21 protein-coding genes are annotated in these 21335 nt (G+C 62.6%); 2 read left to right on the forward strand and 19 right to left on the reverse strand.

The window, feature by feature from the left end; translation table 11 throughout:
- Window positions 1-8: 8 nt before the first annotated feature.
- The 15 genes from OO258_RS23125 to OO258_RS23195 form a co-directional block, all read right to left on the reverse strand.
- On the reverse strand, window positions 9-614 hold the full coding sequence (locus OO258_RS23125; protein WP_266033031.1) for a DUF4823 domain-containing protein: 606 nt from the start codon (window positions 612-614) through the stop codon (window positions 9-11).
- Between the two features lie 66 nt (window positions 615-680).
- Entirely contained in the window at window positions 681-1649 is a 969-nt protein-coding gene (locus tag OO258_RS23130; RefSeq protein ID WP_266033033.1) for a GTP 3',8-cyclase MoaA, read from the reverse strand.
- A 92-nt stretch (window positions 1650-1741) separates the two neighbouring features.
- Complete coding sequence (locus OO258_RS23135; protein ID WP_003247170.1) at window positions 1742-2377, reverse strand: TetR/AcrR family transcriptional regulator; 636 nt, start codon at window positions 2375-2377, stop codon at window positions 1742-1744.
- A 328-nt stretch (window positions 2378-2705) separates the two neighbouring features.
- A complete protein-coding gene (locus OO258_RS23140) occupies window positions 2706-3488 on the reverse strand; it encodes a TatD family hydrolase (protein ID WP_266033035.1) in 783 nt (260 codons plus the stop codon).
- A gap of 31 nt (window positions 3489-3519) precedes the next feature.
- Window positions 3520-4506: a DNA polymerase III subunit delta' gene (locus OO258_RS23145; protein WP_266033038.1), complete on the reverse strand. Its 987-nt coding sequence runs from the start codon at window positions 4504-4506 to the stop codon at window positions 3520-3522.
- A complete protein-coding gene (tmk, locus tag OO258_RS23150; protein ID WP_266033040.1) occupies window positions 4499-5131 on the reverse strand; it encodes a dTMP kinase in 633 nt (210 codons plus the stop codon). The genes OO258_RS23145 and tmk overlap by 8 nt, the downstream gene beginning before the upstream one ends.
- A gap of 9 nt (window positions 5132-5140) precedes the next feature.
- Complete coding sequence (gene mltG, locus OO258_RS23155) at window positions 5141-6352, reverse strand: endolytic transglycosylase MltG (RefSeq protein WP_110744533.1); 1212 nt, start codon at window positions 6350-6352, stop codon at window positions 5141-5143.
- 4 nt (window positions 6353-6356) lie between these two features.
- The gene (gene pabC / locus OO258_RS23160; RefSeq protein ID WP_266033046.1) at window positions 6357-7172 is read right to left on the reverse strand and encodes an aminodeoxychorismate lyase; all 816 of its coding nucleotides are present in this window, start codon (window positions 7170-7172) and stop codon (window positions 6357-6359) included.
- A complete protein-coding gene (gene fabF / locus OO258_RS23165) occupies window positions 7172-8416 on the reverse strand; it encodes a beta-ketoacyl-ACP synthase II (protein WP_110744535.1) in 1245 nt (414 codons plus the stop codon). The genes pabC and fabF overlap by 1 nt, the downstream gene beginning before the upstream one ends.
- Window positions 8417-8604: 188 nt before the next feature.
- The gene (gene acpP, locus OO258_RS23170; RefSeq protein WP_110638330.1) at window positions 8605-8841 is read right to left on the reverse strand and encodes an acyl carrier protein; all 237 of its coding nucleotides are present in this window, start codon (window positions 8839-8841) and stop codon (window positions 8605-8607) included.
- A gap of 203 nt (window positions 8842-9044) precedes the next feature.
- Window positions 9045-9785, reverse strand: a complete 741-nt coding sequence (gene fabG, locus OO258_RS23175) for a 3-oxoacyl-ACP reductase FabG (RefSeq protein WP_266033052.1) — start codon at window positions 9783-9785, stop codon at window positions 9045-9047.
- Window positions 9786-9800: 15 nt separating this feature from the next.
- Complete coding sequence (fabD, locus tag OO258_RS23180; protein ID WP_266033055.1) at window positions 9801-10739, reverse strand: ACP S-malonyltransferase; 939 nt, start codon at window positions 10737-10739, stop codon at window positions 9801-9803.
- Window positions 10740-10866: 127 nt separating this feature from the next.
- Window positions 10867-11877: a phosphate acyltransferase PlsX gene (gene plsX, locus OO258_RS23185; RefSeq protein ID WP_110744539.1), complete on the reverse strand. Its 1011-nt coding sequence runs from the start codon at window positions 11875-11877 to the stop codon at window positions 10867-10869.
- Window positions 11878-11880: 3 nt separating this feature from the next.
- Complete coding sequence (gene rpmF, locus OO258_RS23190) at window positions 11881-12063, reverse strand: 50S ribosomal protein L32 (protein ID WP_003247154.1); 183 nt, start codon at window positions 12061-12063, stop codon at window positions 11881-11883.
- Between the two features lie 13 nt (window positions 12064-12076).
- Window positions 12077-12604, reverse strand: coding sequence for a YceD family protein (locus OO258_RS23195; protein ID WP_012313431.1), 528 nt, complete (start codon window positions 12602-12604; stop codon window positions 12077-12079).
- Window positions 12605-12700: 96 nt separating this feature from the next.
- Between OO258_RS23195 and OO258_RS23200 the strand changes: the two genes are divergently transcribed.
- A complete protein-coding gene (locus OO258_RS23200; RefSeq protein WP_266033065.1) occupies window positions 12701-13279 on the forward strand; it encodes a Maf family protein in 579 nt (192 codons plus the stop codon).
- Between the two features lie 216 nt (window positions 13280-13495).
- Here the strand turns inward: OO258_RS23200 and OO258_RS23205 are convergent, their stop codons facing one another.
- Genes OO258_RS23205 through rluC form a run of 3 tightly spaced genes read right to left on the reverse strand, consistent with a single transcriptional unit; the run spans window position 13496 to window position 16112 of the window.
- Window positions 13496-14485 carry a S49 family peptidase gene (locus OO258_RS23205; RefSeq protein WP_110744541.1) on the reverse strand — a complete coding sequence of 330 codons (990 nt, stop codon included), beginning with the start codon at window positions 14483-14485 and terminating at the stop codon, window positions 13496-13498.
- A 6-nt stretch (window positions 14486-14491) separates the two neighbouring features.
- Window positions 14492-15166: an HAD family hydrolase gene (locus tag OO258_RS23210; RefSeq protein WP_110744542.1), complete on the reverse strand. Its 675-nt coding sequence runs from the start codon at window positions 15164-15166 to the stop codon at window positions 14492-14494.
- Window positions 15156-16112: a 23S rRNA pseudouridine(955/2504/2580) synthase RluC gene (gene rluC / locus OO258_RS23215; RefSeq protein WP_110744543.1), complete on the reverse strand. Its 957-nt coding sequence runs from the start codon at window positions 16110-16112 to the stop codon at window positions 15156-15158. The genes OO258_RS23210 and rluC overlap by 11 nt, the downstream gene beginning before the upstream one ends.
- Window positions 16113-16911: 799 nt before the next feature.
- Here rluC and rne point away from each other — a divergent pair.
- Window positions 16912-20220, forward strand: coding sequence for a ribonuclease E (gene rne / locus OO258_RS23220; protein ID WP_266033072.1), 3309 nt, complete (start codon window positions 16912-16914; stop codon window positions 20218-20220).
- 520 nt (window positions 20221-20740) lie between these two features.
- Here rne and OO258_RS23225 read toward each other — a convergent pair.
- Window positions 20741-21335: integrase core domain-containing protein (locus OO258_RS23225; protein ID WP_266033074.1), on the reverse strand; the 595-nt coding region annotated here is incomplete at its 5' end.

The raw sequence follows: 21335 nt of genomic DNA on the forward strand, positions 1-21335 counted from the left end.
CGCTTGCCTCATTCACTCATGCCCAGGAGGCTACGAGCGTACTCGCGCATCGGCGCACCAAGCAAATCCTCGGGGGTTTTGTCGTGGAACGTCAACAAACCGCCACGGCTCTTGATGCGTGCGGTGTCGATCAGGTAGCGGGTATTGGTTTCGATCAACATCATCTGCACCACCCCACTGTCCCAGCCAAGGCGGTCTACGGCTTGTTCGTCATACCACTCGTCGCCATTGCCGATACGGTCGTCGGTGCGGGCAAAACGGGTATAGAGCACGTAGTCGGCGCCCACCGAGCGGGCTTGGGCAATGGCCTCTTCCAGGCCCAGTGGTCCTTGGGCGCGACGCACCAGCGGAAAGTACTCGATGAAGCTTTTGAAGGCCTGCTCGGCCACGGCATTCTGCCGGGGCACCGGCCCTTTGCCCGGTGGAACAAACGCGCCCTGGCCGATAAAGATGAACGAATCCGGCTGCAAGCGAATCGACAGGGTACGCCGGGTGTCACTGTGGTCCAGCAGCCCCGCATCACTCATGTGGTAGCGGGCAGTCTCGCCCATATCACTGACATTCATGCAACCGCCCAGCGCCATCAGCGCCAGCGGCAAGACCAGGCTACGCATCTTTCCTCCAATGGCCGGCGACGAAAAACCGGCGAATAGCCGGCGAATGCAGCTTTTGCGCCAGCTTCAGCCCCCGATCACCTTCATGACCGTCACGCCGCCGGAAAACGCCAGGTCCTGCTTGTCTGCCAGCGCCTTGACCAACAACCGTTGCAAGGCCGGCAGCGCCTGGTGGCGCGGTTTTTCCAGCAAGTCGCCAATGAAGTGGCGATTGCCAGACGACAAGCAGCCATGCAGCCAGCCCGTTGACGACAACCGCAACCGCGAACAGGTACGGCAAAACGGCACGCTTTCGTTGGCAATGACGCCGAAGTGGCCCTGGCCTGGGATGTGATAGCGCATGGCGGTAGCGTCCAGTGGAGCATCCACCTGCGTGTACGCATGCTTGCCGCCGATCAGCGCCAGCAGCTGGTCGAGGCCGACAAACTGCTGCACGAAGGCATTGTGGTCACGGGCCAGGTGGCCCATGCGCATCAGTTCGATGAAGCGCAATTCAAAGCCACGCGCCAGGCAGTAATCCAGCAGCGGCAGCACTTGGTCGAGGTTGTGTCCGCGCATGGGCACCATGTTCACCTTGACCCGCATGCCCAGGGCGCTAGCGCGCTCCATTCCGTCCAACACACTGGCAAGGTCGCCGCCCCGAGCGATTTGACGGAAAGCCAGTGGGTCGAGGGTGTCGAGGGAAACATTCAGCCGGCGAATTCCAGCCGCCTGCAGTTGCGGCAACTTGCGAGTCAGTAACTGGCCATTGGTGGTCAGGGAGATGTCGTCGAGGTCGAGTTTGGCCACGGCAACCAGAAAGGCATCCAGGCGTGGGCTGACCAACGGCTCACCACCGGTGATGCGCAAGCGCTCGATGCCGGCAGCTTCAATCAGGTAGGCCACGCCACGGGCCAGTGCATCCGCCGACAATTCATCCTGCGCTGCCACCAGGCGCTTGCCGTCAGGTACGCAGTAGGTGCAGGCGTAGTTGCAGGCAGCCGTCAGGCTGACGCGCAGGTTGCGAAATCGCCTGCCTTGACGATCGACGATCATGGATGACTCCGGCATGGATGAAGGGGCCGGCAAAAGCTGACTCATAAATCAGGTTTTTGCAAGCCCCAAGCATTGCCGAGCTCAGGAATGTTTCAGTTCGACGGTTCCGGGTCGCGCTTGCGCTTGTTGCCCATGCGCACGCCGATGTCCATCAAGAACTGGAAGAAGCCTTCCTGGTCTTCCAGCACGTTGCTCCAGAACGGCGAGTGGTACAGGGCCACCGCGCCATGCACCAGCGCCCAGGCGGCACAGTAGTGGAAGTAAGGCGGCACGTCTTCAAGCTTGCCTTCGCTGATACGGCCCTTGATGAGCTGGGTCAACCGGTCGAAGTTCGAGGCGCGAATGCTGTGCAGTTGCTCGACCATTTCCGGTACCTGGTTGCCCTTGACGACCTTTTCTTCAAGGCGGTCGAACAGCCGGTATCGTTGAGGGTCGCGCATGCGGAACTCGAAGTAGGCACGCGACAGGGCTTCCTTGTCGCGGTCAACGTCCGCCGAGTGCAACAGCTCGTTCAGGTCGCGCTCATAGTCGAGCATCAGGCGCAGGTAAATCTCCGCCTTGGACTTGAAGTGCTTGTAGATCGTGCCTTTGCCGATGCCCACGGCGTCGGCGATCATCTCGACGGTGACGCTGTCTTCACCCTGTTCAAGAAACAGTTTTAGCGCGGTGTCGAGGATTTCCTGTTCGCGACGGCGAAACTCACGGACCTTACGAGGTTCTTTCTGCATGGGAAGGACTGGATGACAATCGAAGCGGTTTATTATGCCTAACTTGCGGGAAATTGCACGGATCATCCAAGCATGTCTGTGTTTCACGATGCTTACGGCCATGCGCTGCGGGAGGAATGGGACGTCGGCGTATTCCAAATCTGTTTAAAAAACGACCAACAGGCACTGGCACTGCGCCAAAGCTGACCAATACTTGAAGTGTTGGCGCGGCGCATCCCCCCCAAGTGGCGCGCCGATAAAGGTGCTCAGGGACCGCGTGCCTTTGTTTTACTCCTAATGGTCTTAACCCGGATTCCCCCCCCAGAACCCGGGTTTTTTTTGCCGAGAATCAGGCCACCCGCGCCAACGGGAACAACCGCTTGAAGTTGGCAGTGGTCTGCTCGGCCAGCTGCTCATAACTGGCCCCCCGCAACGAAGCCACATACTCCGCCACTTCCCGCACATACTGCGGCAAATTCGGCTTGCCGCGGTGGGGAATCGGCGCCAGATACGGCGAATCGGTCTCTACCAGCAAGCGATCGACCGGCACCTGCCGTGCCACTTCGCGCAGGGCATCGGCATTGCGGAAGGTAACGATGCCCGACAGCGAAATGTAATACCCCAGGTCCAGCGCCGCCTTGGCCATGTCCCAGTCTTCGGTAAAGCAGTGCAACACGCCCGCTTGCGGCAGGTTCGCCTCACGCAGCAGCGCCAGGGTATCGGCACGTGCCGCCCGGGTATGCACGATCACCGGCTTGCCGGTCTGTCGCGAGGCCTCCAGGTGCAAGCGGAACGAAGCCTGCTGCAACGCTGCCGCCTCCGGCTCGTAATGGTAATCCAACCCGGTCTCGCCAATCGCCACCACATGCGGGTGCGCCAGCTCGCGCAGCAGCCATTCCAGCGCCGGGGTCTCGCCCGGGGCCAGGTCCAGCGGGTGCACACCCACCGAGCAGTCGACATCAGCGTACTGCTCACTCAGCGCCTTCACCGCGCCGGCGTTCTCGGCACTGACGCCAATGCAAAGGAAATGCCCTACCCCACGGTCACGCGCCGCCTGCAGGGCAGCGTCGAGCGAGCCCTGGTGGGCACTGAGGTCTAGGCGGTCGAGGTGGCAATGGGAGTCTACGAGCATGGGATAACAGCACACATGAAAAAAGTAAAAATCAGCGGGCGCCCGGCAGTTGTAGCCAGTGGGCCAGCAGCGATTCAAGCAACAGGGCACGGTTCAGGTTGGCCTTGCCCAGCACCTTCTGGCGCTGCTCCAGGACCCAAGCCTGCACTTCCAGCACCTTGGTCTGACGGCTTTTCTGCGCCAGGTATTGCACGACCTTGCGCATATCGGCCAAGCCTAAACCCTCCTCGTCCTGGGTCAACTGGTAGCGCAAGATCAGGTGCGCCCACTCACAGAACCAGTCGAACAGCAGCAGCAGCGGCACGCCGTTCCAGGCATCGGCCAACTGGCTGGGCGATTGCTGCTGTTTCAGCAGCTTCTTCACCCCGTCAGTCACCAGCGCGCGCTGCTCGCGCACACCTTGCGCCTGCAGGCTTACTGCCATCAACGGCGAACCGGCGGCCAGGGTCAGCAGCTCGACGCGTTCGGCCTCGTCACTGTCAGGGAGCGCACCGGCCAACCAGGCCTGGCTCTGGGCCAGGCTTGGCTGCGGGCAAGCCACTTGCTGACAACGGCTCTTGATCGTCGGCAACAACCGGCTGGGCTGATGGGTAACCAGCAGCAGCACCGTATCGCCAGAAGGCTCTTCGAGACTTTTCAGCAGTGCGTTGGAAGCGTTGGTGTTCATCGCCTCCACCGGCTCGATCAACACCACCTTGCGCCCGCCCAACTGTGCGGTCTGCACCACGAAGGCCACCAGTTCACGTACCTGGTCAACCTTGATCGGCTTGTCAGCCTCCTCGGGCTCAAGGACGAAATTGTCCGGGTGGCTGCCGGCCTTCAGCAACAGGCAGGACTTGCACCCGCCACAGGCATCCAGGCCCTGAGGCTGCTGGCACAGCAAGCGGGCCATCAGGCGCTCGGCCATGGCCCGCTTGCCGATGCCCTGCGGCCCATGCAGCAGGTAGGCATGGGCATGCTGGCGGCGCCCAGCCAGTTGCTGCCAGAGCGCCTGCTGCCAGGGGTAGGCCTCAGCCACGGCAACGCTCCACGATGGCCGGCAGCAGCGCGTCGATGGCGCGCTGCACTGCCTCCAGTGATTGAGCGGCATCGAGCAGGTTATAGCGCTGCGGTTCGCGTTGGGCACGTTGCAGGTAGGCCTGGCGTACGGCTTCGAAGAAAGCCTGGCCTTCCTGTTCGAAACGGTCCAGGCGGCCCCGGGCCGCGGCGCGGGCCAGGCCCACTTCCACTGGCAAGTCGAATACCAAGGTAAGGTCCGGGCGCAGGTCACCCTGGACGAATTGCTCCAGGGTGGCGATCCGCTCGACCGATAACCCACGCCCGCCGCCTTGGTAGGCGTAAGTGGCATCGGTAAACCGGTCGCACAGGACAACGGCTCCGCGCGCCAGGGCCGGGCGGATCACCTGGGCCAGGTGCTGGGCACGTGCGGCGAACACCAGCAACAGCTCGGTATCGGCAGCCATGTTTTCTTCAGTGGGGGCCAGTAGCAGCTCGCGCACCTTTTCCGCCAACGGCGTACCACCGGGCTCCCGGGTCAGCACCACGTCAAGCCCGTGCTCGCGCAAGCGCGCTGCCAAGTAGTCGCGATTGGTGCTCTTGCCCGCGCCCTCGGGGCCTTCCAAAGTAATAAACAAGCCGTTCACAGGCAGTCCTTAATGTTGTTCGTCAGGCGATGGCCGCTCGGCCGCTTGCGCACCGCCGGCAGGGGCGTCCTGCACCGGCGGCTCGTCGGGCGCTGGCTGCGCAGCCGGCTGATCCACCTCAGGTGCTTCGGGCGGCGCAGCCTCATCACTCCCTGGCTGCGACTCAGGCTGCGGCGCTGACGGCGACTGCGGTGCAGGGCTGGAGCGGTAGTCCGAGCGGCGCTTGAGCTGGAACTCACGCACCGCCGAGTTATGGTCGTCAAGGTCGTCGGAGAACACATGGCTGCCGTCGCCACGGGCGACGAAGTACAGGCTGGTACCTTCTGACGGGTTGAGCGCCGCGTGAATCGCCTCACGGCCGACCATCGCGATTGGCGTGGGCGGCAGACCGGTCATGGTGTAGGTATTGTAGGGCGTTGGCTCGCGCAGGTCGGCGCGGGTGATCTTGCCGTTGTAGCGCTCACCCATGCCGTAGATCACCGTCGGGTCGGTTTGCAGCATCATACCCAGGCGCATTCGCCGCACGAATACGCCGGCTATCTGCCCGCGCTCCTGTGGAATGCCGGTTTCCTTCTCTACCAGCGAAGCCATGATCAGTGCCTGGTACGGGTCGCGATACGGCAGGTCGGTGGTGCGCTCGGCCCACTCCTTGGCCAGCACTTCGTCCAGGCGCATGTAGGCCTGCTGCAATAGCTCGACGTCGCTCATGCCGCGCACGAAGCGGTAGGTATCAGGGAAGAAACGGCCTTCGGGGAACACGCCGGTATGGCCAAGCTTGTCCATGACCTCGGCGTCGGACAGACCGTCCAGGGTATGCCTGATTTTTTCATGCTTGGCCACGGCCGAGCGGACCTGGCGGAAGGTCCAGCCTTCGACCAGGGTCAGGTTGTATTGCACCACGTCGCCGCGGCGCCAGGCGTCGAACAGCTGCTCGACGGTCATGCCGGGGGTAATGCGGTATTCGCCGGTATGCAAGGGGGTGCCGGCCATGTTGAAGCGCCAGTAAAGGCGCAACCAGACGGCGTCGTCGAGCAGCCCTTCCGTTTGCATGCGGTAGAACATGCGGTTGGGGGTGGTGCCATTGGGCACGTCCAGCAGGCGTTCCTGCGTCACGTGCAAAGGCTGCTCCAGGACCGAGTTGACCTTCCAGGCCGACCAGCCAAGCGCCAGGCCAGCAAGGATCAGCCCCATTTCCAGCAGCAGCAGGAATTTACGTCTCACGAATTCAGGTTTCCAGTAACGTACGGGCAATGGCCTGCAGTTGACGGGTGAGCGGGCCCGGCGACCAGTTTAGCGCGGCTACGCCACGCACGGGCCAAATGCCGTAAACGCTATTGCAAACAAATACTTCATCCGCTTGCTCCAGCGCGTCGAACGGCAGGTCGCGGACCTGCACAGGGATGCCCAGCAGCGCGGCTTGCTGCAGCAACTCAGCGCGCATCACCCCGGCCACGCCACAGCGGCTGAGGTCGGCGGTGAGCAGCAGGCCATCGCGCACCAGGAACAGATTGCTGTACACCCCTTCGATCACCCTGCCCTGCCCGTCACGCATCAGGCCTTCGGCATGTTCGCTGTCCTGCCATTCGGCACGGGCCAGCACCTGCTCCAGGCGGTTGAGGTGTTTGAGGCCGGCCAGCAGCGGTTGTTCCCCAAGCCGGGTCTGGCAAGGGAACAAGCGCACGCCGTGCTCGGCATGCTCGACAGGATAGCTGGGTATTGGGCTGCCTTGCAGGATTCGCCGCGGTGCGACACCAGCAACCGGCGCATAGCCACGCTGGCTGTCGCCACGGGTGAGGATGAGTTTGGCCACGCCATCACCGAGCTGGCTGGCAAAGCGCAGCAGCTCGTCGCGCACCAACCCCAGGTCGGCGCTGATCGCCAGGCGCTGACAGCCCAGCGCCAGGCGTGCGAGGTGGCCGTCCAGCAGGCTAGGCCGGCCGCCGCGCACGGCGATGGTTTCAAACAGGCCATCGCCGTAGGCCAGGCCGCGGTTCTGCAGGTTGACTGCAGTCGCCGGCTGGCCATCGATCCAGCTGTGCATCAACCGGCGAACCGGCGGAACACCAGCGAGCCGTTGGTGCCGCCAAAGCCGAACGAGTTGGACAACACCACGTCGATCGGCATGCTGCGCGCCTGGTGCGGCACGAAGTCGAGGTCGCAACCTTCGTCCGGCTCATCCAGGTTGATGGTCGGTGGTGCCATCTGGCTGTTGATCGCCAGCACGCTGAAGATTGCTTCCACCGCGCCAGCGGCACCCAGCAGGTGGCCAGTCATCGATTTGGTCGAGCTGACCGCCAGCTTGTAGGCATGTTCGCCGAACACACGCTTGATCGCTGCCACTTCGGCCACGTCACCCGCAGGTGTCGAAGTACCATGGGCATTGATGTAGCTGACCTCTTCTGGCTGGATGCCGGCATCGCGCAGGGCATTGGCCATGCAGCGGGCAGCACCTTCACCGGTCTCGGGTGGCGAGGTCATGTGGTAAGCGTCACCGCTCATGCCAAAGCCGACCAGCTCGGCGTAGATGGTCGCACCGCGCGCCTTGGCATGTTCCAGCTCTTCAAGCACCAGCGCACCGGCACCGTCCGACAACACGAAGCCGTCACGGCCTTTGTCCCACGGGCGGCTGGCACGGGCCGGCTCATCGTTGCGGGTCGACAGCGCACGCGAGGCACCGAAGCCGCCCATGCCCAGGCCGCAAGCGGCCATTTCGGCGCCGCCAGCGATCATCACGTCAGCTTCACCGTAGGCGATATTGCGCGCGGCCATGCCGATGCAATGGGTGCCGGTGGTGCAGGCGGTGGCGATGGCGTAGTTCGGCCCCTGCAGGCCCAGGTGGATCGACAGGAAACCGGAGATCATGTTGATGATCGAGCCCGGCACGAAGAACGGCGAAATACGGCGCGGCCCCGAATCGTGCAAGGTGCGGCTGGTTTCTTCGATGTTGGTCAGCCCGCCGATACCCGAGCCCATGGCCACGCCAATGCGCTCGCGGTTGGCATCCGTGACTTCCAGACCGGCATTGCGCACCGCCTGGAAACCAGCGGCCAGGCCATACTGGATGAACAGGTCGAGCTTGCGGGCCTCTTTGGCCGACAGGTACTGCTCAACCTCGAAGCCTTTCACCGAGCCGCCAAAACGGGTGGAGTAGGCAGACAGGTCCGTGTGTTCGATCGGACCAATGCCACTGCGGCCAGCCAGAATGCCCTGCCATGTGCTCGGTACATCGGTACCCAGTGGCGACAGCATACCCATACCGGTGACCACGACGCGTCTACGCGACACAGTACTCTCCTTTTCTAATGACAGAGTTTCTTGCCATTGCATTCAGCGCAACGGAATGAAATGGCAACAAGCTCTCGATGCCTGGGATCGAGCCCAAGAAAACCGCGACAGGACGCTCGCAAAGAAAAAACCGCACGCCAGCAAAGGCAGTGCGGTTCTTCTCGACAAGAAGCGTCGACTACAACGTCTTAAGCCTGGTGGTTTTTGACGTAGTCGATAGCAGCTTGAACGGTAGTGATCTTCTCAGCTTCTTCGTCAGGGATTTCGGTCTCGAATTCCTCTTCCAGAGCCATCACCAGTTCAACGGTGTCAAGCGAATCGGCACCCAGGTCATCAACGAAGGACTTCTCATTAGTCACTTCTTCTTCCTTGACGCCCAGTTGCTCGGCGACGATTTTCTTGACGCGTTCTTCGATGGTGCTCATACCTAGTTCTCACTCCTAATGGATATATGTCAGGCAGCTGGCCGGTGGCTAATTTTATAGAAAGACGTTTGCTTTTCAAGCGAAACGCACCTTCAGGCTAGTCACCACACCCGCTGCCTGGAATCTGGTTGCAGCTTTATAACGGATTTTAGGCTCGCAGTATGACTCTTTTTTTACGAAACCCGTCACATTGAGTTGCAGTGTTACATGTACATCCCGCCGTTGACCGGCACGGTAGCGCCGGTCACGTAGGCTGCGCCGTCGGACGCCAGGAACGAAACCACCTTGGCGATTTCGTCGGCCTGACCCAGGCGGCCCAGCGGAATCTGGGTCTGCAGGGCTTCGCGCTGTGCCTCTGGCAGTTCGCGCGTCATGTCGGTGTCGATAAAGCCCGGGGTCACCGAGTTGACGGTGATGCCGCGCGAGCCCACTTCACGCGCCAGGGCGCGGCTGAAGCCTTCCAGGCCAGCCTTGGCGGCCGCGTAGTTGGCCTGGCCAGCGTTACCCATGGCGCCGACGACCGAGCCGATGCTGATGATACGACCCCAACGTGCCTTGGTCATGCCACGCAGCACGCCCTTGGACAGACGGTAGAGGCTGTTCAGGTTGGTGTCGATGACGTCGAACCACTCGTCGTCTTTCATGCGCAGCATGAGGTTGTCGCGGGTGATGCCGGCGTTGTTGACCAGGATGGCCGGCGCACCGAACTGCTCGGCAATGGCCGCCAGTACCGCTTCAACGGATTCGGCGCTGGTCACGTTCAGTTCCATGCCGGTGCCGGTGATGCCGTGCTCTTTCAGGGTGGCAGCAATGCGCTCAGCGCCGGATGCCGACGTGGCTGTGCCGATCACGGTGGCGCCTTGGCGGCCCAGCTCGAGGGCGATGGCCTGGCCAATGCCACGGCTGGCGCCGGTCACCAGTGCAACTTTACCTTGCAGGCTCATGCAAGCTTCTCCAAATCAGGCCAGTGCCGCACGGGTGGCGGCAACGGCGTCAGGGGTGTTGAGGTTGTAGGTGGTCACGCCTTCGGCGCAACGCTTGTTCAGGCCAGCCAGGACCTTGCCCGGACCGCACTCGACCAGGTTGACCGCGCCATTCGCAGCCAGGGTCTGCACGCACTCCACCCAGCGCACCGGCTGGTACAGCTGTGCCAGCAGGTCATGCTTGAGGGCGTCGAGGTCGGCGGCAACGGCGGCAGTGACGTTTTGCACTACCGGAATTTGCGGCGCTTTCCATTCGATGGCGTTGACCGATTCGGCAAAGCGCTCGGCGGCCGGCTTCATCAGGGCGCAGTGCGACGGCACGCTGACCGCCAGCGGCAGGGCGCGCTTGGCACCCTTGGCCTTGCACAGCTCCATGGCGCGATCTACCGCAGCCTTGTTACCGGCAATGACCACCTGGCCTGGCGAGTTGAAGTTGACGGCGCTGACCACTTGGTCTTCAGCCGCTTCGGCGCAGATTTCTACGACTACGGCGTCGTCCAGGCCAAGGATTGCAGCCATGGCACCGTGGCCTGCCGGCACGGCTTCCTGCATCAACTGACCACGGCGCTCGACCAGGCGAACGGCGTCTTTCAGGCTTATGCTGCCAGCGGCAACCAAAGCACTGTATTCACCCAGGCTATGACCGGAAACGAAGGCTGGCGTAGCGCCGCCTTCCGCCAGCCACAGGCGCCACAGCGCGATGGACGCGGTGAGGATGGCCGGCTGGGTCTTGTCGGTCTGGTTGAGTTGCTCTTCCGGGCCTTCCTGGATCAGCTTCCACAGGTCGTAACCGAGTGCCTCGGAAGCTTCCTTGAAGGTTTCGATGATCACTGGCTTCTCGGCGCCGAGCTCGGCGAGCATGCCCAGTGACTGGGAGCCTTGACCGGGAAAGACAAATGCGAGGGATGCAGACATTGAACAAGCCCTTATGATCTTGTCGTCGGATAGTGTGCGCCAGGCGCGAAGCCAGACGCGGAATCTGAAAACTTGGATGGAAACACAGACCAAGCGGTCACATTTAAGCACTTCATCGGGGAAAAGCCTAAGGCAACAGGTCTTCGAGGCGGCCATGCAGCCGCTGCGGCAGGTTTTCCTGGATCTCGATCAACGCCCGCTGGATGGCACTCTGAAACCCCTGCACGCCCGCCGAGCCATGGCTCTTGATGACGATACCCTGCAGCCCCAGGAAGCTCGCACCATTATGCCGTGCTGGCGCCAGATCGGCCTGCAGACGCTTGAGCAGCGGCATGGCCATTGCCCCGGCGACGCGGGCAAAGGCACCGCCCTTGAACAGTTTCTCGATGCGCGCGCCGATCATCGTCGCCAGGCCTTCGCTGGATTTGAGCAGGATATTGCCGACAAAACCGTCACACACCACCACGTCCGCCTCTCCACGGTACAGGCCGTCCCCTTCGACGAAACCGACGTAGTTAAGGCCGCGGGCGTTCTGCAACAGCGTGGCAGCCAGCTTGACCTGCTGGTTACCCTTGATGTCCTCGGTGCCGATATTCAACAGCGCCACGCGTGGTCGATGCACACCCAGCGCCTGGGCGGCCACCGAGCCCATGACAGCGAACTGGTAGAGATTTTCGGCACTGCAGTCGACATTGGCCCCGAGGTCGAGCAACTGGCAATAACCAGCCTGGGTCGGAATGGCCGCCACCATGGCTGGCCGGTCAATGCCCGGCAGGGTCTTGAGCACGAAACGCGACAGCGCCATCAGCGCCCCGGTGTTGCCGGCACTGACGCAGGCCTGGGCCTTGCCGTCTCGCACCAACTCAAGGGCGATGCGCATCGACGAATCCGGTTTGCCGCGCAACGCCTGGGATGGCCGCTCGTCCATACCGACCACCTCACTGGCGGCGACAATCTGCAGGCGCGCGCGATCCGCAGCCGCAAGGCCGCTGACAAGATCTTCCAGGAGGGAGGGTTGACCGACGAGGGTCAGGTGCAGCGAGGGGGTAGCAGACAGGCAGGCAATGCTAGCCTGGACAATGCTGCGGGGACCGAAGTCCCCGCCCATTGCGTCGATCGCGATGATCTGAGCGGACAAGGATTACTCGTCAGCGCCCTTGTCGACCACTTTGCGACCACGGTATACGCCTTCTGGCGATACGTGGTGGCGCAGGTGAACTTCACCGGTGGTTTTCTCTACCGACAGCGCGTTTTCCGACAGGGCGTCGTGCGAACGGCGCATGTCACGGGCAGAGCGGGATTTTTTGTTCTGCTGAACAGCCATAATTGATTAACTCCTAAACGTTTGGGTCACGCTTTAACTGCGCCAAAACACTGAACGGGTTGGACCGCGATACCTCGTCCTTGCTCGATTCGGGCTCGTCTGCGCCCGCCGGCTGCTGGCATTCTTCCGGATGATGAGCAGGCACGATTGGCAAGGCGAGCAGAAGCTCCTCCTCGATCAATGCCTGCAGATCCAAAGGATCTTCGCCCAGTTCCAGCACGTCATAGCCTTTCGGCAACGACTGGGTATTCGCACCCTCCTTCACCACGGCGTAAGTACATTCGCTGTGGATCGGCAGGGTGACCAGCTCAAGACAACGCTGGCAAACCATCTTGACCTCGACGTCCAGCTCGCTGTGGATAACCACCACGTGCTGTTCATCTCGTTCAAAATCGAACTTCGCCTGCACCGTACCGACATTGTCGGAAAGCGGGTCGCAGAGTCTTTCCAAATCAGCGAGTTGCAGCGAACCGTTAAGGGTTACGCCACGATCGGCTAATTTGCGCGGGTCAACGTGAGGTGGAATCGGGTCATTCAACATAGGCGCAGCATAATAGGGATGCCCCCCGCCCCTGTCAAAGGAAATTAGGCGGCATCGTGCGTGATAGAATTTATTCAACTGATTCAGGAGTCTACCATGCTTCCTCTGTTACTGGCTTCCAGCTCTGCCTATCGCCGCGAACTGCTCGCCCGCCTGCGCCTGCCCTACACGTGGGCAAGCCCCGATATAGACGAGCAGCGCCTGGATGACGAGCCGGCCGTAGAACTGGTGCGCCGACTGGCCAGGCTAAAGGCCGAGGCCCTGGCAGGCAGCCATCCAGGGCACCTGATCATCGGTTCGGACCAGGTAGCGGTGCTGGGCGAGCAGGTGCTGGGCAAGCCGCACACCTTCGAGCGAGCCTGTGAGCAGCTGCTGGAGTGCAGCGGGCAACAGGTAAGCTTCCTGACCGGGCTGGCACTGCTGAACAGCGCCACCGGGCAATGCCAGGTGGATTGCGTGCCGTTTACCGTGACGATGCGCGAGCTGAGCCGCGAGCAGGTGGAGCGCTATGTGGCGGCGGAACAACCGCTGGATTGCGCAGGGAGCTTCAAGGCGGAGGGTCTGGGGGTGAGTTTGTTCCAGAGCACCCATGGGTGCGATTCGACCAGCCTGATCGGTCTGCCGTTGATTCGACTGGTGGATATGTTGACTCGGGAGGGGGTGGTTGTCCCTTGAGCCTGACTTGAGATTTCTGCGCCTGTGAGATCGAGCGCCGCCCGCGCGGCGCTTCGCGGGGCAAGCCCGCTCCCACATTTCTTTTGGGCCGATCAGTCCGCGCGCCAATGGTGACAGGAGAAATTGGCCTGAAACAGATGTGGGAGCGGGCTTGCCCCGCGAAGCGCCGCGCGGGCGGCGCTCGATCTCAAAGGCGCCGCAAAATGCACGCCGAACTCAACGCAACTGCGGCCCCTGGAACCCCATCCACATCGCCAGATGCTCAGCCACGCTGGCCCCCACGCGCTTGGAGAAGCGATCGAACGGCGACTCCTGCACAGTGAAGTCCACCAGCTCCTTCTCGCCTACAATTTCACGCGCCACGTAGCTGGCACTGCCCAGCCCATCCACCAGCCCCAGCGCCTTGGCCTGCTCGCCCGACCAGATAAGGCCACTGAACAACTCCGGGTGGTCCTTATCCTTCAGGCGCTCGCCGCGCCCTTGCTTGACCATGGCGATGAACTGGTTGTGCGTGGTGTCCAGCACCCCCTGCCAGAACCGGGTTTCTTCTGGCTTTTCAGGGGAGAACGGATCAAGGAAGGCCTTGTGCTCACCCGAGGTGTAGGCACGCCGCTCCACGCCCAGCTTCTCCATGGTGCCGACAAAGCCGTAACCGGCCGCCGTCACACCAATCGAGCCCACCAGGCTGGCCTTGTCGGCATAGATCTCGTCCGCCGCACTGGCAATGTAATAGGCACCGGAAGCACCAAGATCAGCAATGACTGCATACAGCTTGATGGCCGGATACTCGGCGCGCAGGCGGCGAATCTCGTCATACACGTAACCCGCCTGCACCGGACTGCCGCCTGGGCTGTTGATGCGCATCACCACAGCCTTGGTCTTGCCGTCCTTGAACGCCTCGCGCAGGCTCTTGACGATATTGTCAGCACTGGCTGCCTCTTGGTCGGCAATCACCCCGCGCACCTCGACCAGCGCGGTATGGCTGGCACTGCGCGATGCGGCCTTGTCCATGTCCATCAGCGGGGAGAACAAGGCCAGGATGCCGAACAGGTAGACGAAGGTCAGCAGCTTGAAAAAGATGCCCCAACGCCGGGATCGGCGCTGCTCCTGCACGCTGGCCAGCAAGGTTTTCTCCAGCAGTTTCCAGCTCTTGCGCTCCTCGCGCTCCTCGGGCTCGGCCTCGGGGGCCTTCCATTCGTCAGCCATGCTCACCTACCTTGGAAGTGGAATTGCAGAACCACCCAGCCACTCGCGCAACTGGGAAAAATGATCGATGCACACCTGCGGCCCGAACTCGGCCAGCGCCTGCAGCGACATGGCACCATAGCCCACCGCCACCGAATGCATGCCGGCATTGCTGGCCATTTGCAGGTCGAATGCCGAATCACCGACCATCAGCGCGCGGCCCGGTTCGACGCCGCAATGATCAAGGATCTGCTCGAGCATCAGCGGGTGCGGCTTGCCACGCGTTTCGTCGGCGGCGCGGGTGATGTCGAAGAACCGCTCCCAGCCGTTGGCCTTCAGCACCCGGTCCAGCCCGCGACGGGCCTTGCCGGTGGCCACCGCCAGGCGGTAGCCCTCGGCACGGAAGGCGTCCAGCGATTCGGTCACACCCTCGAACAACGGCGAGGGCTGCTGGTCCAGCGCCATGTAGATATCGGCGTAGTGCTGGCGGAAGCTATCGACCTGCGCGGGCGCCAGGTGCGGGTACAAGGTGTGGATCGCCTCGCCCAGGGCCAGGCCAATGATGCCCTTGACCGCATCTTCGCTGCTTTGTGCCTCCCCGGCACGTTCGGCAGCGGCGTTCATGGCCTCGACGATACGCCCGATGGAATCGGCCAACGTGCCGTCCCAGTCGAAGATCAGCAACTCATAGTCACGGCGCACTCAAACGCTCCACAGTCTTGGCCCACACCTCGTCCACAGGCGCTTCAAGCTTGAGCTCGCCGCCGTCGGGCAGCGGCACGGTCAACGCATAGGCATGCAGGAACAGGCGCTTGCCTCCGAGCTCTCGGATTTCGCGACTGAAGTCTTCGTCGCCATACTTGCTGTCACCAGCAATCATGTGCCCGGCATGCAAGGTGTGCACGCGAATCTGGTGGGTACGGCCAGTTATCGGGCGCGCCTCGACGATAGTGGCGAAGTCGCCGAAGCGGCGCAGCACGCGGAACAGGGTCAGCGCCTCCTTGCCCTCGTCGTTCACTTCGACCATGCGCTCGCCCGACCGCAGGTTGCTCTTGAGCAGGGGCGCGTTCACTTGCTTTTTCGCGGTCGGCCAGTGGCCGCGCACCAGCGCCATGTAGCGCTTGTCGACCCCATCGCCGCGCAGGGCGGCATGCAGGTGGCGCAGCATGCTGCGCTTCTTGGCGATCATCAGCAGCCCGGAGGTGTCGCGGTCCAGGCGGTGCACCAGCTCCAGCTCCTTGGCATCCGGACGCAGCTGGCGCAGCGCCTCGATCACGCCAAAGCTCAGGCCGCTGCCGCCATGCACGGCGATGCCGGCCGGCTTGTTCATCACGATCAGCGCCTTGTCTTCGTAGACGATGGCGGCCTCCAGGCGCTGCAACAAGCCCTGGGCCACCGGCGCCGGTTCGTCACGCTCGGGCAGGCGGACGGGCGGTACCCGCACGATGTCACCGGCCTGAATCTTGTATTCCGGCTTCACGCGGCCCTTGTTGACCCTTACCTCACCCTTGCGCAGGATGCGATAGACCAGGGTCTTGGGCACGCCCTTGAGCGCCGTGATAAGGAAATTGTCGATGCGTTGGCCGGCAAGCTCCGGCGCGACTTCGATCAGCTGAACGCCGGAAGTCGGAGGGGTATTGGTCGTCATGGCGGGAATGATAACAATTTTTTATGGAATTGAAGCACTTAATCATTGCTGCTATAGTCGCGAACGCCGCCAAAAGCGGCAGGCCAGTGAAACCAGGCCCTTGGCCGGTTCCTGACCTACGCAATTCTGCAGGACGCGAGGCCGTCCTACGGGGTTTTCGCCAGTTTACCGAATTGCCTGGAATCGCCACCAGCGCTGTGTAGAGAAGACCGAAAAAAACGACAAGTGCGGTGTTTCACCTGCTTACCCGATTCTTTTCGTTGTACCTCTGCCCGCCCCGTCGCTTCCACGCAACGCACGGCGAATGCTTCGGAAATACCTGCCTTGGACATGTAATGGCGTCAGCTTCCCATTCGAAGCTGGCGAAAAATGCAACCCGTTGCGGATTCAGCGCGCGGCAGCACCCGAATTATCAGGGATACGTGCAGGGTGGAGATGCACAGCCCTCGGACCGTGTAGCACCGCGTCCGGCCACCAGCCCACTGACGGCTGGCGAGCGGATAAGGTCCTGAACAGATGCCCCCGGGCGTCCACGGCTGACGGTTGATTCCTCCTCCTGACTGAGTGCACAAGGCCCGCTTGGTTGATTCGGATACCCATTCGAAGCCACCGGGGCCTTGTTGGCACCGCAGCAAACAGGACGCGTCGTCGCGACAACGGCAGGCTGGGCAACCGGCTGGTGCCGAACGTCGCTCGACACGGGGGTGGCCCGCCCACCCTTTGCGCACCTTGGCACCGACCATGAGACGTCGTGTGTGCCGAACGCCGTTTCCGGCAGCCCGGAAACCGACGGTACAACATGAAAAGAATGCTGATTAACGCAACTCAACCCGAAGAGTTGCGTGTAGCCCTGGTGGACGGCCAACGCCTGTACGACCTGGACATCGAGTCTGGCGCGCGCGAGCAGAAAAAGGCCAACATCTACAAAGGCAAGATCACCCGCATCGAACCCAGCCTCGAAGCCGCCTTCGTCGACTTCGGTTCCGAACGTCACGGCTTCCTGCCGCTGAAGGAAATCTCCCGCGAATACTTCAAGAAGGCCCCAGAAGGCCGGGTCAACATCAAGGAAGTACTCAGCGAAGGCCAGGAAGTCATTGTCCAGGTCGAGAAGGAAGAGCGCGGCAACAAAGGCGCCGCCCTCACGACCTTCATCAGCCTGGCCGGTCGCTACCTGGTACTGATGCCCAACAACCCGCGTGCCGGCGGCATCTCGCGCCGCATCGAAGGCGAAGAGCGCAACGAACTGCGCGAAGCCCTGAACGGCCTGACCGTACCGGGCGACATGGGCCTGATCGTGCGCACTGCCGGCCTTGGCCGCAGCAGCGAAGAAATGCAGTGGGACCTGGACTATCTGCTGCAATTGTGGACCGCCATCAAGGAAGCGTCCCTGGACCGCGCCGCGCCATTCCTGATCTACCAGGAAAGCAACGTCATCATCCGCGCCATCCGCGACTACCTGCGCCAGGACATCGGCGAGGTGCTGATCGACAGCATCGACGCCCAGGAAGAAGCCCTGACCTTCATCCGCCAGGTGATGCCGCAGTACGCCAGCAAGGTCAAGCTGTACGAAGACAGCGTGCCGCTGTTCAACCGCTTCCAGATCGAAAGCCAGATCGAAACCGCCTTCCAGCGCGTGGTCGACCTGCCGTCCGGCGGTTCGATCGTGATCGACCCGACCGAAGCCCTGGTGTCCATCGACATCAACTCGGCGCGCGCCACCAAAGGCAGCGACATCGAAGAAACCGCCCTGCAGACCAACCTGGAAGCGGCCGAAGAAATCGCCCGCCAGTTGCGCCTGCGTGACATCGGCGGCCTGATCGTCATCGACTTCATCGACATGACCCCGGCGAAAAACCAACGCGCCGTTGAAGAACGTGTGCGTGAATGCCTGGAAGCCGACCGCGCCCGCGTGCAGGTTGGCCGCATCTCGCGCTTCGGCCTGCTGGAAATGTCCCGTCAGCGCCTGCGCCCGTCGCTGGGCGAAAGCAGCGGCATCGTCTGCCCACGCTGCTCCGGCACCGGCATCATCCGTGACGTCGAATCGCTGTCGCTGGCCATCCTGCGCCTGATCGAAGAAGAAGCACTGAAAGACCGCACCGCCGAAGTACGTGCCCAGGTCCCGATCCCGGTGGCTGCATTCCTGCTCAACGAGAAACGCAATTCGATCACCAAGATCGAGCTGCGCACCCGTGCGCGCATCATCATTCTGCCGAACGACCACCTGGAAACCCCGCACTTCGAAGTCCAGCGCCTGCGCGACGACAACCCGGAAGTGCTGAACAACCAGTCCAGCTACGAAATTGCCGCCACCGAGGCAGAGGAAGCGCCGCAGCCGACCGCTACCCGCACCCTGGTTCGCCAGGAAGCCGCAGTGAAAACCGCCCCGGCCCGCGCCAATGCCCCGGTCCCAGCCGCCGCTGATGAAGCGCAGCCTGCCGCTCCGGTCGCCCCGGCCCCGAGCGCTCCTGAGCCAAGCCTGTTCAAGGGCCTGGTGAAGTCGCTGGTCAGCCTGTTCGCCGGCAAGGACGAGCCAGCTGCTGCGCCAGTGGTTACCGCTGCCGAAAAACCGGCCGCCGAGCGCAGCCCACGCAACGAAGAGCGTCGTAACGGCCGCCAGCAGAGCCGCAACCGTAACGGCCGCCGCGACGAAGAGCGCAAGCCGCGCGAGGAACGCGCCGAGCGGGCACCACGCGAAGAACGCCAGCAACGCGAGGAGCGTGCGCCACGTGAAGAGCGTGCTCCACGCGAAGAACGCAGCCCACGCGAGGAGCGTGCACCGCGTGAAGAGCGTGCACCGCGCCAGCCACGCGAAGACCGCCGCGGCAACCGTGGCGAAGAGCGTGTGCGCGAACTGCGCGAACCACTGGACGCCACCCCGCCAGCCGAACGCGAAGAGCGCCAGCCACGTGAAGAGCGTGTAGCCCGCGAAGAACGTGCTCCACGCGAAGAGCGTGCCCCGCGTGAAGAACGTGCTCCACGTGAAGAACGCGCACCTCGCGAAGAACGTGCTCCACGTGAAGAACGCGCACCTCGCGAAGAACGCACCCCACGTGAAGAACGCGCACCTCGTGAAGAACGTGCCCCGCGTGACGAACGCGCACCTCGCGAAGAACGCGCCCCGCGCCCAGCACGTGAAGAGCGTCAGCCACGTGCAGCCGAGGAAGCCGCCGAGCAGGCTGCCGAATTGGCCGAAGAGCAACTGCCGAACGAAGAGCTGCTGCAAGACGAGCAGGAAGGCACCGATGGCGAGCGCCCGCGCCGCCGTTCGCGTGGCCAGCGTCGCCGCAGCAACCGCCGTGAGCGCCAGCGCAACGCCAATGGCGAGCTGATCGACGGCGAAGAAGAAGGCAGCGAAGAGCAGCCACAACAGCACCAGGCCAGCGAGCTGGGTGCCGAACTGGCCGCCGGCTTGGCCGTGACTGCCGCCGTGGCCACCAGCAACATCAGCAGCGATGCCGAGGCCCAGGCCAACCAGCAGGCCGAGCGCGCCACCGCTGAAGTCGCTGCCGTTGCCGTTGCCGAAACCGACAACAGCGAAGTCGCCCAACCGGCCGAGCAGGCTGAAAAGGTCGAGCAGGTCGAAGCTGTAGCCAAGGCAGAGGAAGCAGTCGCCGTGGCCCCAGTGGTCGAGCAACCGGTCAGCGAGCCGGTGGCCGTGGTCGAGGCAACTGCCGAGCCAGTGGTCGAAGTTGCTCCGCAGCCATTTGGCGAAGCACCTGCTGTCGAGCCGACTGTGGTTGCCGAAACCGTGGCTGTTGAAGCCCCAGTGGAAGCCCCTGCTGTAGAAGCTGGTGAAATCGAACAGGCCCCAGCCGTGATCGAAGTCGCGCCGGTTGCCGAGCAGCCTGTCCCGGTTGTCGAAGCCCAGCCAGAAGTGGTGGCCGAGCCTGTACCTGCCGTCGTCGAGCCTGCACCCGTAGAAGCCCCTGCCGTGGTAGCGCCTGCTACTGTCATGCTGTCCAACGGCCGCGCGCCGAACGACCCGCGTGAAGTGCGCCGCCGCAAGCGCGAGGCCGAGGCTGCCGCCAAAGCTGCGCAAGAAGCTGCCGCCGCCGCCGGGGAGCCAGCGCTGGAAGCCGCCGATGAGCACAAGCCTCATCACGGTTGATAGCCAAGGCTGAATGAAAAAGCCCCGCCAGTGCGAACTGGCGGGGCTTTTTCTTGGGCTATGTTTGAATCAGCGTCGGCGCCCTGTGGGAGCGGCTTTAGCCGCGAAAACCGGCGGAGCCGGTGCCATCCACCGTGTTGGATTCTTCGCGGGGCAAGCCCGCTCCCACAGGTACCCCCTGATGCAGTACCTGGGGGAACAACTGGCTTGTTCAATTTCTAGAAGCTAGCGCGACCCCCTGTGGGAGCGGGTTTGCCCGCGAACACCGGCGGAGCCGGTGCCATGCACCGTGTTGGATTCTTCGCGGGACAAGCCCGCTCCCACAGGTACCCCCGCAGGCTTGAGGCTGATGCAGTACCTGGGTAAACAACTGGCTTGCTCAATTTCTAGAATCCAGCGCGATCCCTGTGGGAGCGGGTTTACCCGCGAACACCGGCGGAGCCGGTGCCATGCACCGTGTTGGATTCTTCGCGGGTGTACGACCGGGGACATCCTTTACATCGTAAACCGGGGACATGGTTTACACATTTGAGGCTTGGACGCGGTTTTCACCCCGTCCAAGCCTTCCCAGGAGATGGTTACACAGGAACACATCCCAAACATCATCTTCCACCTCTTTCAAGCCGATCCTCTCGCCCGACAAGGCCTCGCTGATGAAAAGCAGCTTGCCTTTCCACTTGATCGAGCCATTTTGCCTGACACTGCGGACAGCCATTTCGGCGGGATACTCCACGATAGGCAGGCATCCTGGGTAAGGCCGATTGGATGGCACATATAGCTCGAACGGACGCTTCATCTCCAACGCTTCATGGGGGCGGACATAGTTGAACTCGTGTCGGAAGTGCTCAAGCAGCAATTGCTGATCAATCAGATTGTGCCCCAGAGGCAGTTCAAGCTTCATGCTGCGATGCATCCGCTCGTGACGGCCATTCTGATCTGGGCGCGCGGCCAAGATGAGGCGCGAAGCATGGTCTGTAACCGTTAGTGGGTAGCACCACTGACCGTTGAGCATCTTGAACTGACCCTTGTAGTCGATGCACCAGGTCTTGTTCGGCTCGTTGGCCTCCCTCATCTTTGTGGGGCTTTTACCGTATCGCCGTTTTGGCCCACTCATC

The sequence above is a fragment of the Pseudomonas sp. DCB_BI genome (assembly GCF_026240995.1).
Lineage (GTDB): Bacteria > Pseudomonadota > Gammaproteobacteria > Pseudomonadales > Pseudomonadaceae > Aquipseudomonas.

Excerpts from the sequence above, each read along its gene's own strand:
- acpP (WP_110638330.1), bottom strand. The coding sequence starts at position 8,841 with ATGAGCACCATCGAAGAACGCGTCAAGAAAATCGTCGCCGAGCAACTG.
- OO258_RS23205 (WP_110744541.1), bottom strand. The coding sequence starts at position 14,485 with ATGGCTGACGAATGGAAGGCCCCCGAGGCCGAGCCCGAGGAGCGCGAG.
- rne (WP_266033072.1), top strand. The coding sequence starts at position 16,912 with ATGAAAAGAATGCTGATTAACGCAACTCAACCCGAAGAGTTGCGTGTA.
- rluC (WP_110744543.1), bottom strand. The coding sequence starts at position 16,112 with ATGACGACCAATACCCCTCCGACTTCCGGCGTTCAGCTGATCGAAGTC.
- rpmF (WP_003247154.1), bottom strand. The coding sequence starts at position 12,063 with ATGGCTGTTCAGCAGAACAAAAAATCCCGCTCTGCCCGTGACATGCGC.
- pabC (WP_266033046.1), bottom strand. The coding sequence starts at position 7,172 with ATGCACAGCTGGATCGATGGCCAGCCGGCGACTGCAGTCAACCTGCAG.
- OO258_RS23125 (WP_266033031.1), bottom strand. The coding sequence starts at position 614 with ATGCGTAGCCTGGTCTTGCCGCTGGCGCTGATGGCGCTGGGCGGTTGC.
- fabG (WP_266033052.1), bottom strand. The coding sequence starts at position 9,785 with ATGAGCCTGCAAGGTAAAGTTGCACTGGTGACCGGCGCCAGCCGTGGC.
- OO258_RS23195 (WP_012313431.1), bottom strand. The coding sequence starts at position 12,604 with ATGTTGAATGACCCGATTCCACCTCACGTTGACCCGCGCAAATTAGCC.
- OO258_RS23135 (WP_003247170.1), bottom strand. The coding sequence starts at position 2,377 with ATGCAGAAAGAACCTCGTAAGGTCCGTGAGTTTCGCCGTCGCGAACAG.
- fabD (WP_266033055.1), bottom strand. The coding sequence starts at position 10,739 with ATGTCTGCATCCCTCGCATTTGTCTTTCCCGGTCAAGGCTCCCAGTCA.
- OO258_RS23200 (WP_266033065.1), top strand. The coding sequence starts at position 12,701 with ATGCTTCCTCTGTTACTGGCTTCCAGCTCTGCCTATCGCCGCGAACTG.
- OO258_RS23140 (WP_266033035.1), bottom strand. The coding sequence starts at position 3,488 with ATGCTCGTAGACTCCCATTGCCACCTCGACCGCCTAGACCTCAGTGCC.
- OO258_RS23130 (WP_266033033.1), bottom strand. The coding sequence starts at position 1,649 with ATGATCGTCGATCGTCAAGGCAGGCGATTTCGCAACCTGCGCGTCAGC.